Source organism: Paenibacillus sp. J22FR21 (assembly GCF_056269135.1).
Genome location: NZ_JBWDNJ010000005.1, coordinates 81,891 through 95,838, shown reverse-complemented (window position 1 = coordinate 95,838; position 13,948 = coordinate 81,891). Strand labels below are relative to the sequence as shown.

General features: G+C 54.7%; 13 protein-coding genes. 12 read left to right on the top strand and 1 reads right to left on the bottom strand.

The window, feature by feature from the left end; translation table 11 throughout:
* The first annotated feature begins 61 nt into the window (after positions 1 to 61).
* The 8 genes from AC0YNS_RS18920 (at position 62) to AC0YNS_RS18885 (ending at position 9,178) form a co-directional block, all read left to right on the top strand.
* Positions 62 to 1,018: a polysaccharide deacetylase family protein gene (locus AC0YNS_RS18920; protein WP_475782542.1), complete on the top strand. Its 957-nt coding sequence runs from the start codon at positions 62 to 64 to the stop codon at positions 1,016 to 1,018.
* Between the two features lie 22 nt (positions 1,019 to 1,040).
* On the top strand, positions 1,041 to 2,432 hold the full coding sequence (locus tag AC0YNS_RS18915; protein WP_475782541.1) for a hypothetical protein: 1,392 nt from the start codon (positions 1,041 to 1,043) through the stop codon (positions 2,430 to 2,432).
* Between the two features lie 138 nt (positions 2,433 to 2,570).
* A complete protein-coding gene (locus tag AC0YNS_RS18910; RefSeq protein ID WP_475782540.1) occupies positions 2,571 to 3,383 on the top strand; it encodes a response regulator transcription factor in 813 nt (270 codons plus the stop codon).
* Entirely contained in the window at positions 3,383 to 4,891 is a 1,509-nt protein-coding gene (locus AC0YNS_RS18905) for a sensor histidine kinase (RefSeq protein ID WP_475782539.1), read from the top strand. Before AC0YNS_RS18910 ends, AC0YNS_RS18905 begins: the two co-directional genes overlap by 1 nt.
* 453 nt (positions 4,892 to 5,344) lie before the next feature.
* Positions 5,345 to 6,451 carry a DUF3048 domain-containing protein gene (locus tag AC0YNS_RS18900; protein WP_475782538.1) on the top strand — a complete coding sequence of 369 codons (1,107 nt, stop codon included), beginning with the start codon at positions 5,345 to 5,347 and terminating at the stop codon, positions 6,449 to 6,451.
* 36 nt (positions 6,452 to 6,487) lie between these two features.
* A complete protein-coding gene (locus tag AC0YNS_RS18895; RefSeq protein WP_475782537.1) occupies positions 6,488 to 7,282 on the top strand; it encodes a class I SAM-dependent methyltransferase in 795 nt (264 codons plus the stop codon).
* 264 nt (positions 7,283 to 7,546) lie between these two features.
* A complete protein-coding gene (locus AC0YNS_RS18890; RefSeq protein WP_090978944.1) occupies positions 7,547 to 8,161 on the top strand; it encodes a DUF47 domain-containing protein in 615 nt (204 codons plus the stop codon).
* Positions 8,162 to 8,179: 18 nt separating this feature from the next.
* Positions 8,180 to 9,178 carry an inorganic phosphate transporter gene (locus tag AC0YNS_RS18885; protein ID WP_475782536.1) on the top strand — a complete coding sequence of 333 codons (999 nt, stop codon included), beginning with the start codon at positions 8,180 to 8,182 and terminating at the stop codon, positions 9,176 to 9,178.
* 82 nt (positions 9,179 to 9,260) lie between these two features.
* Here AC0YNS_RS18885 and AC0YNS_RS18880 read toward each other — a convergent pair whose 3' ends face one another.
* Positions 9,261 to 9,884 (bottom strand): hypothetical protein, encoded by a 624-nt coding sequence (locus AC0YNS_RS18880; RefSeq protein WP_475782535.1) that lies wholly within the window; start codon positions 9,882 to 9,884, stop codon positions 9,261 to 9,263.
* A 236-nt stretch (positions 9,885 to 10,120) separates the two neighbouring features.
* On the opposite strand from AC0YNS_RS18880, the gene AC0YNS_RS18875 reads away from it, so the two are divergent.
* From AC0YNS_RS18875 to rlmD, 4 genes are all read left to right on the top strand, one after another.
* Complete coding sequence (locus AC0YNS_RS18875) at positions 10,121 to 10,411, top strand: YerC/YecD family TrpR-related protein (protein ID WP_090978952.1); 291 nt, start codon at positions 10,121 to 10,123, stop codon at positions 10,409 to 10,411.
* The gene (locus tag AC0YNS_RS18870; RefSeq protein WP_475782534.1) at positions 10,354 to 11,214 is read left to right on the top strand and encodes a sirohydrochlorin chelatase; all 861 of its coding nucleotides are present in this window, start codon (positions 10,354 to 10,356) and stop codon (positions 11,212 to 11,214) included. Before AC0YNS_RS18875 ends, AC0YNS_RS18870 begins: the two co-directional genes overlap by 58 nt.
* A gap of 155 nt (positions 11,215 to 11,369) precedes the next feature.
* Positions 11,370 to 12,284, top strand: coding sequence for a diacylglycerol kinase (locus AC0YNS_RS18865; RefSeq protein WP_090978955.1), 915 nt, complete (start codon positions 11,370 to 11,372; stop codon positions 12,282 to 12,284).
* 100 nt (positions 12,285 to 12,384) lie between these two features.
* Entirely contained in the window at positions 12,385 to 13,851 is a 1,467-nt protein-coding gene (rlmD, locus tag AC0YNS_RS18860; protein ID WP_475782533.1) for a 23S rRNA (uracil(1939)-C(5))-methyltransferase RlmD, read from the top strand.
* Positions 13,852 to 13,948: the final 97 nt, after the last annotated feature.

The following is a 13,948-nucleotide window of genomic DNA, read 5'->3' as shown; positions in this document are numbered from 1 at the left end:
CTAAGTCGCCTAAATCTACTAGCATAGGAAGTAGTAGAAGAAGTGCGAGAGGATTGGTAGGATGCGACAGCTGCGAGAATTGCGATATCAGAGAAGATTAGCCACATTGATTGTGGTTACGCTAATGGTAGGCCTATTGTCGACCAGCTGCGGAATGAGCAAGCATGAATTGGCGGGAGGCGCCGGGGCGCACGCGGATAGCGGCAAAGGCGGTTCGGGGTCTGCATCCCATGCAGATTGGAATCATTCAGGCGGCGGTGGCGGCAAGGACGACGAGCCGGTTGTATCGGCGCCAGGAGAAACGGTTGCGCTGCTTCATCCTAAGCCGCCGGTTGTTACGACTCAGCCCCCTGTTATGCTGGATCAGCCGACCGAGCAGCAGACGGATTTTGTAACGACAAAGGGCACGAAGTTGGTTGCCTTAACGTTCGACGACGGGCCGGACAGTCATTTCACACCGGCTATACTCGATATATTGAAAGCGAAGAAGATCCATGCCACTTTCTTTACGGTAGGGACCCAAGTGAAAAGGTACGGTAAAGTGATGAGACGGATCCGCGATGAAGGCAGCGAGATCGGCAATCACAGCTACGCGCATAAAGATTTGTCAAAGCTTGACAGCGACCCTATTATGAATCAAATTAAATGGACAGACGCCTTAATTAATAACCAGATCGGCTACGTGCCCCATTTGGTCCGAGCGCCGTATGGCGCTACCTCGCCGCTGCTGAAGCAGATTGTGAAGGACAATGGACGCGAGCTGATCGGTTGGACGGTCGATACGCGCGATTGGGCTGGAAGCTCCGTTGCCGCAATGCGGGCTAACGTGAATAAGAACACGCATCCCGGCGGAATTATCCTTATGCATTCATTCGGAAGTAAACATATCCGCAACACGGTAGAGCTTCTGCCGCTCATCATTAAAGATCTGCAAAACAAGGGTTATACCTTCGTTACCGTGAGTGAGCTCCTGGCTGCGAAAGCACATAGCAATCATGCGAAGACGAAGAACGGCTGACAGTGCGGAAGGAGCACGAGGGATGAACGTATTGAAATGGATGAAACAAACCGCTGTTCTGGCCGGCGTCTTGCTCTGCTTCTTAATCGTATCCGGCTGTCAGTATACAGCGACTCCTGCTGATCTGCTGCTTAATCCAAGCTCAACGCCGGAGAACGCCGAGCTGGCTTCGGCCGTTCGCGATCATCTCCCGGCGAGAGCCAAGCTGTCGCTTGCCATGCAGGAGCGGTCGAATTCGGCTGTGGTCAAGATGGATGCGGATGGCGATGGGAAACAGGAAGCTTTTGTCATCTACTCGGATGAGAGCGGCACGGAGCATGTGATGGTACTGAAGCGCAATGCGGATATCGGCTGGCAGCAGTGGTTTACGTTCGACGAGACATCCAGCTACGGCATCGATGTGCTGCGTACGGTTGACTTAGACCGGGACGGAGAGCCTGAGGTGCTTATCGGGTGGAATCAATATGGAGAGCCGCAGCATATTTTGACCCTTTATCATGTGCCTGTAACCAGTGGAATCGTAGCACCGAAGCCGATTGCAGAGCTGCCATACGACACGCTTGGCGTCGGTGATGCGGAAGGCGACGGTCACGATGAGCTTGCTTTAATCCAATTGCAGCGGCAGAAGCTGACGGCTTCGATTGGAATTTATCATTTTGCAGGAGACCGTGTGTCGAAGATGGCTTCCGCCGCGCTGGATGGCTCCGTGAACGAATATTTGCAGGTGAAGCTTGGCAAAATCGCGAAGGATCAATATGGCGTGCTCGCAGATGCGGCTATTGGCGCGAACTCATCCATGACGACGATGTATGCCTGGAAAGCAGGAAAGCTGGTTCCGATCTACCCGCCTAAGCAATCCGGCGATGAGAATGTACAGGTCAATGCGACCATGCAGCTGAGCGATGACGGCAATGGGGATGGGATTCTGGATGTGATCGAGCTGCGCGAGGCTCCCGGGCAATCTGAAGGTGTGGCCTACAGCGATTTATTATGGATTCAGCAGTATAAGCAGTGGAACGGTGTCGACGGGTTTGATGTCGTTGGCGAGCAATATGTAGATGTGAATCGATCCTACGCGTTATCTCTGCCGATGGAATGGAGCCATTACACGTTCCGAAGACTAACAGATGGGAATAGCGACGATGTTGCGCTTGATCAGTTTGACGAGGAGACGAATCGGCGCGAGGGGATACTGGCGCTGCGTGTCATTCCAATTGCAGAGTGGAACAATAAAGAGCAGCAGCTGCAAGAGGAAGGGAGCCGCTTCGTGCAGCTTGGCAGCGGAAGCGGGCTGGTTTATGTAGCGATATGGGATGCCCCGCTTGTGAAGGAAGATGCGGGGAAGCCCGGCGTCATCTTCCCGCCGGATGAGGTGACGATGCGCAAACTCTTCAAGCTGCTGCCGGAAGGTTGAGTTTTTTAAACTGGACATGTAAGAAATAATAAGTGTCACCGTATGTAATATTTTAGAGGAATGGAACGAGCTGCGCCTCCAAGAGGAGGGCGACAGCCGCCGTTTCACTTGGATGAGAAAAGAGGGGGAACCGCTGCTTTGAAAATATTAATTGTTGAGGATGAAGAAGCGATTCGCGGGTTTGTCCGCATTAATTTAAAACGAGGCGGCATGGAAGTGACGGAGGCCGAGGATGGGGAAACTGCTTTGGCGCTTGCGCTGGCGGCTTCCCCGCCTTTTGATGTTGCGCTGCTTGATCTGATGCTGCCCGGTATCAGTGGGTTTGAAGTGTGCGAGCAGCTTAGGCAGCAATTTCCCCGCATGGGCATCATCATGCTGACGGCGAAATCACAGGAGGAAGATAAGATCCGCGGTCTTGAGCTTGGCGCGGACGATTATGTGCAGAAGCCGTTCAGCCCGGGCGAGCTTGTCGCCCGGCTGAACGCCCTTAAGCGGCGGATGCAGCCGTTTGGGGAGGAGCCGGCGCTTGGCGGTGACGGGGCTGCAGGAGCTGCCGAGGCAGGAGCTTTGCCCGCATCGGCGGCGCAAGGGGGCTCCGGCGCCTCGGCGGGAGGCGCGGCGCAGCCGGTGCCGCAGCGGCCCGGCGAGCTGAGCTCGGGGGCGTTCCGCCTGTCTTCGGCGGAGCGCCGGCTGTGGAAGGATGGCGTCGAGATCGTGCTGACGCCGACGGAATGGACGCTTGTGAAGCTGTTGATGGAGCGGGAGGGCGAGGGGCTCAGCCGTGATGATATTTTGAATGCGGTATGGGGACGCCATTATGTCGGTGATCTGAAGATCGTCGACGTGAACATTCGCCGCATCCGCCAGAAGATCGAGATTCAGCCATCCGATCCGCAGCATATCGAGACGCTGTGGGGGTATGGCTACCGCTGGAAACGGAGCGACGAATAATGAGAAGTCTGCGCACACGCATCGTATGGAGCTATGGCATCCTGATTGTGCTCGTGGTCGTGATGCTCGGTTCGATGTTCGTGACCCTCGTCTGGAACTACTATTACAGCAGCGCGGTCGGCTCTGTTCTGCAGCGTGCAGAGACGGAGGCGGCCCTACATAATCGGATGATCGCGTACGAACCGATGAGAGAGAAAGCCAGATACATGCTGCAAAATATGTCCGAAGGCACTGCCCACCTCCAGCTGCTTACCGGCTCCGGCGTTATCGTCGTCGATAGCAACGGACTTGGCGGCGATGGCAAGCTTGCGGAGACGCCTGATGTCAGGCGGGCGATCTATGGCGGAAAAGGGGTATGGCGCGGCACAGACCCGCTGACGAACGAGCGAATCGCGGCGGTTACGCTGCCGGTCAAGCAGGGCCAGCGCGTGGTGGCGATGTTTCGCTATACCGCTTCGCTCAAAGAAGTGGACACCACCGTCCGCAACGTGCTGTGGATTACGCTGCTTGTCGGTACGGTGGTCGTGCTGCTCTTCTTCACGATGAGCGTGTTGATCGCGAACCGAATCGCCAGACCGATCCGCAACCTGACGCGAGTTGCCGAGAAGATGGCCGAAGGCGATTGGACGCGCCGCGCAGCGCCGCATGATCGAGATGAGATCGGGCGATTGGGGGAAACGCTGAACACGATGGCCTCGGAGCTGACGCGGAGGGAGAAGCTGAAGGAGGATTTTATCTCCTCCATTTCCCACGAGCTTCGGACGCCGCTTACCTCGATTAAAGGTTGGAGCGAAACGCTGGCCTCCGGCGATCCGAGCGATGTCGAGGAGCTGAATCTGGGGCTTGCGATCATTGACCGGGAGACGGAACGGTTGGCGGGACTCGTAGAGGATCTGCTCGACTTCTCGAAGCTCTATGCCAAGAGCATCGTGCTTCATCCCGAGTCGCTCGACATACGGAAGACGATCGAAGAAACGATTCGCCAGTTCGAAGCGCGCGGACAGCGTGAATCGATTGCCATAGTAGGAACCGGCGGGGATAAGCCGCTCGTTGCCGAAGTGGATGCCAATCGGCTCAAGCAAGTGTTCATTAATGTGCTCGACAATGCGATTAAGTTTACTCCGCGGAATGGGACGATTACAGTAACAGCAGATCAAGACGAGGGGATGGCACGAATCCGGATTCAGGATACGGGGAGCGGCATTCCGCCTGAGGATTTGCCCCATGTCACCGAGAAGTTCTACAAAGGGACAAGCCAGCGCTCCGGAAGCGGACTGGGCCTAGCCATCTGCAAAGAGATCGTCGAGCTGCACGGCGGCAGCTTCCGACTGGAGAGCACCGTTGGCGAAGGCACAACGGTGACGATTGCACTGCCGCTGATCCGCGCCCAGCAGCCGCAACAGCAGCAGCAACAGCAACAGCAGCAGCAGCAACAGCAACAGCAGGAACGGCAGCAGCCGCAACAGACGCCACACCAACAGCCGCCGGACGCGGCAAACAGCAAATAACCCGATCGGCAACGGCCGATCGGGTTATTTGCTGAGCTAACATCTATTCTTTATAGAACAGCGACTTGTGATTCTTGGTTACATAGGCAATCGCGAAGATGGCCAATAGGATGACAAGGCTGGAGAACCAATGTGCGGTGATCCAGTCGATAAAAGCTGGCATACACAGCCCCCTCGGGTGAAGCGAGATAGAATTAGTGTGCCAAATCTTAGGGGGAGTATGCGAGGAAGGGGCGATTCGCGCATAACCAGCATCAGCACCTCGAACCCAGGATCCCACTCGGCATCCCCGGATTTCGTGGATTCGAGCTTCTACGAACCGCAAGGTGTTAGTGTGGGGGAGTTTCAGTCAGAATGTTCATTCTTAGCAACTGCGGAAGACAATTCCACCGCTAGTGTGGTTTAATAAATAATATCCAAACTACTCAATTCTTCCAGAAGGTGGGCTTGCAGATGAAGCATGCTAAACGGTCATCCTTTCGCTTTACACTCATGCTTGGCGTAGTCATGCTGCTAGTGGCAGGTATGGTGCTCACAGGCTGCAATGAGAAGAAGCTTAACGTCAACGATACGCCACCGGTTGCCGAAGAACCGACGGAACCAGCGGAAGCGCCTGCAGAGACGGCGCCGGTTGATCCGCCCGCTGTGGATCCGCCTCAATATATTGCACCGCTGACCGGCTTGCCGATGGATAGCGAATCCACGCTGCGGCCCATCGCCGTGATGGTCAACAATTTCGCTGCGGCGCGTCCGCAATCGGGATTGCCGAACGCCGATGTCGTCTGGGAAGTGCTAGCCGAGGGGGGCATTACGCGCCTTGTAGCTGTCTTCCAAAGCGACACCTCAACGAATCCAATCGGCCCGATTCGCAGCAACCGCCCTTATCTCATTCGGATCGGCGAAGCCTACCATTCTGTACTGGCTCATGCAGGTGCGAGCACAGATGGCTATGATATCCTGCAGCATCATAACAAAGATTACTTAGATGAAATCTCCAATGCAGGCGCGTACTTCTACCGTGAATCGTTCCGCAAACCGCCGCACAATCTGTACTCCAATTTGGAGAAGCTGCGAGCCGGAGCCGCGAAGAAGAAATATGCCGAAACCGTCGAGATCCCGACGTTTACTTGGTCCGAGCAAGGGGCGACGGCAGCGGGAACGGCGGCAACGACGGTCGAGATTCATTTTCTGCTGAAGGATTATAAGCTGTCCTACCGCTACAATGAGGCGACGGGGCTCTATGAACGCTCGATTAACGGCAAACCGCATACCGATCTGACAACGAACAATCAGCTGACGGCAACGAATCTGGTCGTCATCGGCGCGAAGCATAAGACCTACGACGACTACGGCAGACTTGAGATTGACCTCGAAAGCGGCGGTCCGGCGATGCTGATCCAGAAGGGCAAGGAAGTCGACTGCACATGGGAGCGCAGCAGTGACGGCGTTATTCGCATCATGAAGGACGGGCAGGAGCTGCCGTTCGTACCGGGACATACGTTCTATCACATCGTTCCGATGACGCCGACGTTTGCGGGGCATGTGAAGCTCGGCATATAATGAATAGATTAGACGTGTAACGTGGAGGAACAGAGATTGGAATCGACTACGAAGCAAAATGAACAGTCCTGGAACACCGGCGCATATGGGGCGTGGCTGAAGCGTTTCGGCACACCGGCTGAAGCGGCAGGCAAAATCAAAGCAGCACCCGAGAAACGTGTCGGTTCGGCACTTGAGCATATGGGAGATGTGAGCGGGAAGCGGATCGTCAATCTGCTTGGCTCGAACGGCAATAAAGCCGTTGCGCTTGCGCTGCTTGGCGCAGATGCAACCGTCATCGATTTCTCCGCGGAGAACGAGCGCTATGCAACGGAACTAGCCGCAGCAGCTGGTGTTCCGCTCACCTACATCGTTGCGGATGTGCTGAAACTGCCTAACGAGGTGCTAAACGGCAGCTACGACATCGTGTATATGGAGTTTGGGATTCTGCATTATTTTCAAGATCTGCTGCCGCTGTTTGAGGTTGTCCGCGGATTACTCCGCCCAGGAGGCACGCTGGTGCTGCAGGATTTCCATCCGGTCTCCACGAAGCTGATCTCCTCGCGCGGCACAACGGCGAACATTCGCAAGCACAAGGTGGACGGCGATTATTTCAGCACGGAGCTGGAGGAGAAGGAAGTCGCTTTCTCCAAGTTTATGTCGGAGGAGCAGGGCGGAGCAGTGGAAGTTCCCAAAGTATTGCTGCGCAACTGGACGCTCGGGGAGATCGTAACGGGAGTTGCTTCCGGAGGGCTGTGCATCAAGCTGCTCGAAGAGCTGCCGAACGCCTCGTCCGACGTGTTCGACAAAGGGATTCCGAAGACATTTACAATCGCAGCCGAGAAGCTGTAAATGGCTGTAAATCAGCAGAAGCCGGAGGTAATCCGGTTTCTTTTTTTTGCTCCGGAGGCGGTTAAAATCGGATGTGCCGGAAAACAATAGAAGGGCAAGGCGGTCCCCGGACGAAAATAATGTACGTTTTTTGAAAATAGTCATAAAACCTTTACAATCGCTTAACAATCGAGTTGTATTCTATGATAAGATATTGTCGGTTTCATATGGAGTTTGATGAAATTTGCCGGCAATCAAATTAGCGCGACAGCGAAGGGGATAGTTATGTTTAAGAAAAAGAACGATGTGTTCTTTACGACACTGGAAGCGATGGCGGATACGATTTTGGAAGGCGTGCACTATTTTGAACAAAACGTCTCCAAAATTAAAGATGTCGGACAGTTTGCGAAAACAATGAAAGAGTATGAGAGCAAATGCGACCGTCATGTACATACGATTCTGACTGAACTGAACAAAACGTTCATTACGCCAATTGAGCGTGAAGATATTATGAAACTGACCACATCGCTTGATGATGTGCTTGATGGCATTGAAGCTTGTGCTTCCCGTTTCGAAATGTACAACATTACGGAGCCGGACGAGTATGTCACTCTATTCGCAGAGAATATCCTTCGCTGCGCGCAGCAAATCAAGAAAGCGATTTACCTGTTATCCGAGAAGAAGCTGCTTGCCATGCGCGAGCCTGCTATCCATATCAATGAGCTTGAGAACCAAGCCGATGACCTGCTTCGCATCAGCGTAAAGAGCTTGTTCACGAACGTGAAGGATCCGATTGAGCTGATTAAGCGCAAAGAGGTTTATGAGCGTCTGGAGCAAACGACCGACTATTGTGAGGATGTCGCAAACACACTCGAAACCATCATTATGCGCAACAGCTAAGGAGCGGGACGAGCAGGTATGGACATTTACATTTGGGTTGGCATCGTTATTTTTCTAGCACTCGGTTTTGACTTTATCAATGGCTTCCACGATACAGCGAATGCAATCGCGACTACCGTGTCTACTCGGGCATTGTCGCCGCGGAAGGCGATTATCCTTGCGTCAGTGATGAACTTCGTCGGGGCGATTATGTTTACAGGCGTGGCGAAGACGATCGGGGGCAAAATCGCGAATCCGGCTACGCTGGACCACGGCGTGCAGGTTGTAGTCGCGACGCTGATCGGGGCCATTGCATGGAACCTGCTGACATGGTGGTTCGGTATTCCATCTTCATCTTCACATGCTTTGATCGGGTCGTTGACCGGGGCTGTTGTCAGCTCTGCTGGACTAGACGCTATTAATGGCAGCGGATTTATCGATATCTTAAAGGCACTCATTCTTTCGCCGCTCATCGCATTCGCCGGGGGCTTTATCGTGATGTGGATATTGAAGCAGATTTTTGCCAAATCCAGTCCGCATCATGTCAATAAGGTGTTCCGTTCGAGTCAAATTCTGACGGCGGCGTTCCAATCGTTCACCCATGGGACGAACGATGCGCAGAAGGCGATGGGGATCATCACGTTTGCGCTCGTCACGGCCGGCATCCAAGACAACACCGATCACATTCCGCTGTGGGTCAAGGTTTCCGCAGCTACGGCTATGGCGCTCGGAACGTCGATCGGCGGCTGGAAGATCATCAAGACGATGGGTACGAAGATTTTCAAAATCGAGCCGATCAACGGCTTCGCGGCAGATATTACATCGGCAACCGTTATCTTGACCGCAACGATGACGCATCTGCCGGTAAGTACGACACATGTTATCACGTCTTCCATTCTCGGTGTGGGCAGCGCGAAACGCTTCTCCGCTGTGAAATGGGACTTGGCGGGTAAGATTATCATCTCATGGATCATCACGATTCCGATTACGATGATTCTTGCAGCGCTGATTTATCAAGTGATTGCTTTGTTTATCTAACATGTTAAAAGGCTGAACGTCTCGCAAGCGGCACTTAGGTGCGCTTGCGGAGAGGTTCAGCCTTTTTTGCTTGTCGCGGCGGTTATCTACGCGGGCGTCTTCGGCGCGGGCCGCCGGGTGTTACGCCGGATTTGCCTGTGGCCGTACGCCGACGTTTGCGCTTGCGGCGCTTCGGCGGTGCGTCATCGTCGTCATCGGTGCTGGTCACGCTGGCGCCTTTCTTCCCGAAGGAGCCGGCAAGTACTTTAATCAGCGGCGCCATCTGGGTGATGCTGCCGACGACCTTCTGCACCTTGCCCATCGTGGTCACGATACCGTCGATTCCGCCCATGCGATCCACTACGCCCTTGAGGTCATTGAGACTGGTGGCGAGGTTGAAGCCGGACTTGGCGTCGGTCTTCTCTTCGACTTTGGTTTGCTCGATGAGCGAAGGGAGATTGCCGTCAGACTCCGGAAGAGGTATAATTTGCTGGCCTGATGGCGGTTGAATCGTAATGGATGGGACTCCGGTAGAGAACTCGGAGGATGAGAACGGGACCGGGGTTTTCACTAGCCCTACGCTTTTGTTAGTGTTCAAGCCTTGAAATGGATCAGATATACCCGGAAAAGGACTTTGCTGCCGCTCATTATGCAGGCCTTGACCTTGCCCGCCGCTCTGGCGCTGCTGCTCGTAGCTGCCGGCGGGTGGATCATAGCGGTATTTCACGCAGATCACAACCTTTTTTGGCGTTTTATATAGTAGTCTATGGGATAGGCAAACATACGGACTGGACGAATGCCCGTATTTTCGGAATAAATTTCCGCTGATGCAGGGGAACATTAGACGCTGGTCGTGGACCGAGTATGCCTTCTGTTCTGTGAAGCGCTACAACGGTGATGCTTGAATAATAGTAGAGAAACGAATACAATTAGCTTAATAGTTCAAGTAGGAGTGTGCGGACGATGCAATTAAAGAAGCTGAATGACAAGACGTTCGACCAGCTGTTTGAAGCAATTCTAACGCTGGAGACGGTGGAAGAATGCTATGTGTTCTTTGATGATTTGTGTACGGTAAACGAGATCCAGTCGCTGTCCCAGCGGCTTGAAGTGGCACGCATGCTTGGCAAGGGTGCGACATATAATCAGATTGAAGCAGAGACCGGCGCAAGCACGGCGACGATTTCGCGAGTGAAGCGGTGCCTGAACTACGGCAACGATGGATACAAGATGGCGCTGGAGCGCGCAGGACGCTAAGCGTGGTGCGGAAGCCTGGTGTTTTAGTAATTAGTCACGGTTCGCGTGAGGCGAACTGGGTGAAGCTTGTTGATGAGGCGGTTGGGAGTATTACACCTAACCCTGCTGGTTCAGAAATGCCTCCGGTTGTCTCGGCTTTTCTGGAGATTGTGGAAGGACGTCTGATTCAAGACGGCATAGATCAGCTAGAAGCGGAAGGCGTGACGGAGCTCTACGTCCTTCCGCTTTTTGTGTCGTCCGGTAGTACGCATGTGGACGACATCGCGCAAGCGTTCGGCGCTCAGCCGGTATCCACAGCGCGCCGAGGTGAGCTGGCGCCGTTCCGGGTTGGCGCGGGCATGAGCGTCCGCTTCGGCTTGCCGATCGACGACGACGCGGATATTGCCGAGCTGCTGCTCGGTAATATTGCGGAGCTGTCGTCGGCGCCCGCGCGGGAGCGATTGCTGCTCGTCGCGCATGGTTCGCGCGAGGCGGTCTTTCACGGCCGCTGGCGAAGCGGCATGCGGCAGCTCGCGGCGCGTGTGCGCGAGCTTGGCGGGTTTGCCGGCGCAGACATTGCGATGCTGCTGCCGAATCAGGCGGCCTGCAAGCTGCGCGCGCTGCAGCGGCGGTATGAAGGTGACTCGTTCCTCGTAGTGCCTCTCTTTCTGAGCGAGGGTTATTTTACAAGAACGGTCATTCCGGGTCGGCTTGAAGGTCTGGATTATCGGTACAATGGCCGCTCGCTGCTGCCGAATCCGTGCATTGTGCGCTGGATGGAGCGTCAGATTGAGAGCTGGCTGAGTGAGCGGAATGGTGCGTGATTGGCGTTTGGGAAGTTCGCCATTTCAGTGTATAGTAGAGAGTAGAGAACGTGAGAAGATACGGGCAGCAGGAAGCTTGCCGGTTGCTGTGTTTACGGATGCGCGGAAGGCGCTGCCGTACACGGTCCGGAGTGAATGTGCCGGAGGTGGACTAAGTGACGATTAAGAGGGCGAGATTGATCTATAACCCGACATCGGGTCGGGAAGAAATTAAGAAGCGGCTGCCGGATATCCTGCAGCGGCTTGAGCGTGGCGGCATCGAGACGAGCTGTCACGCCACCGTGAGTGAAGGCGACGCGACGATCGCGGCATCCGAAGCTGCGGACCGCGGCTTCGACATGATCATCGCGGCCGGCGGGGACGGGACGCTGTATGAAGTGATCAACGGCTTGGCGGAGAAGGACGTACGGCCGCCGCTAGGGATTTTGCCGCTGGGAACCACGAATGATTTTGCCCGGGCGCTTGGCATTCCGAAGCACTGGGAGTACGCATGCGATCTCATCATTCAGCAGTACACGAAGTCGATCGATCTGGGACGGGCGAATCAGCGGTATTTTATCAATATTGCGGGCGGGGGCTCCTTGACGGAGCTGACCTATGAAGTGCCGAGCAAGCTGAAGACGATGATCGGGCAGCTGGCCTATTATATGAAGGGTCTTGAGAAAATGACCCGCCTTCGGCCAACGGAGCTGCGGCTCCAGGCGAAGGAGATCGGCGAGATCCATGAGGAGATTATGATGTTCCTCATCTGTAACAGCAATTCGGTCGGCGGCTTCGAGAAGTTGGCACCGGAGGCGAGCCTCAGCGATGGCCTGTTCGACGTGGTCGTGCTGAAGAAATGCAACCTCGGAGAGTTCATCCGGCTGGCGTCACTGGCGCTGCGCGGCGAGCATTTGCATGATCCGCATGTGGTGCATTTTCAGACGCGCGAGCTGATCGTCACGACACCGGATTACGTGCAGCTGAACCTGGACGGCGAGTATGGTGGCACGCTGCCATGTACGTTTACGGTGCTACCGTCTCATTTGAACATTATTGTAGATGAAGCGGGCAATTCTACTTATAAATAAACGGCACAAAGCAGATAGATGGATAGCGCAGATAAGCTCAAAGCAGAGATATGAAATAGGGAAGACAACTGATTGAGGAAAACGGAGCGGGTTACGTACAATGAGCAACAATAAGGTTAAAGTACCGACAGTAAGCAAAAATGATGAAGTCGTCGTCGACATTGTCGGCTTGACGCATGAGGGCGAAGGGGTAGGCCGTGCAGACGGCTTTACCCTTTTTATACAGGGAGCCCTTCCCGGCGAACGCGTCCGCGCGAAGGTGCTGAAGGTGAAGAAGACGTACGGCTACGCGAAGCTGCAGGAGCTGCTTGTTAAGAGCGCGGATCGCGTGGACGCGCCATGCCCGATCTATAAGCAGTGCGGTGGCTGCCAGCTGCAGCACTTGAGTTATAAGGGCCAGCTGGAGTGGAAGCGGCAGCATGTGGTGGACAATTTGGAGCGGATTGGAAAGCTGCGGGTTGCTGGGGCGGACGATAGCCTAGACGGCGGTGAGGCTGATGCAGTGATTGTTCATCCGACTGTTGGAATGGACGAGCCATGGCGTTACCGGAACAAAGCGTCCGTGCCGATGGGCATGGCCGCTGTGGCGACTGGCGGAGATGGCGACGGGCTGTTCTCAGAGGAGCGCCTGATCGGCGGCTTCTACGCGCGCGGGAGTCACCGCATCATTGATATGGACGAGTGCATGATTCAGCACTCGCACAATGATGATATAGTAGCCCGCGTTAAGTCGATTGGCCGCGAGCTTGGTGTTTCTGCCTATAACGAAGAGACAGGCCGTGGGCTGCTGCGTCATGTGATGACGCGTGTTGGTTTCGTGTCTGGCGAGGCGATGATCGTGCTCATCACCAATGGCCAGCACATTCCTCAAGTGGATCGCTGGATCGAGATGATCCGTGAAGCCGTGCCTAACGTGAAGAGTATCGTGCAGAACGTGAACAAACGTGATACGAATGTGATCTTCGGCGAAGAGACCCGCGTGCTGTGGGGCAGCGAGGTTATCTACGACGAGCTCGATGGCATTCGCTTCGCTATCTCTGCTAGGTCGTTCTATCAGGTGAACCCAGTGCAAACTGTGGAATTGTACCGCAAAGCGGTTGAATACGCGGCGCTGACGGGGAGCGAGCGGGTTATCGATGCCTATTGCGGCATCGGTACAATTTCGCTATTCCTGGCGCGCCAAGCTGGCCATGTTTACGGCGTCGAGATCGTGCCGGAGGCTATTGCGGATGCGGAGCGTAATGCGAAGCTGAACGGGATCGAGAATGCCTCGTTCGAAGCTGGTCCAGCCGAAGTTGTCATTCCGCGCTGGCGTAAGGAAGGCATCGTTCCCGACGTGATTGTCGTCGATCCGCCGAGGAAAGGCTGCGATGAAGCTTTGTTAGAGACGATCTTGGCGATGCGTCCGGAGCGTGTGGTGTATGTGTCGTGTAATCCTTCGACGTTGGCACGCGATCTACGCGTGTTGGAGGATGGCGGGTACCGGACGGTTGAAGTACAACCGGTGGATATGTTCCCGCATACGGTGCATGTGGAGTGCGTAATATTGATGGAAAGAAGGGGCTAGCCGCTTATGGCTATGCCTCTTCTTTAATGGATATTGTAATTGTAATTGATATCAATCGAACCGTGATGTCTTTTTGTTATACATTTTATAATTTATA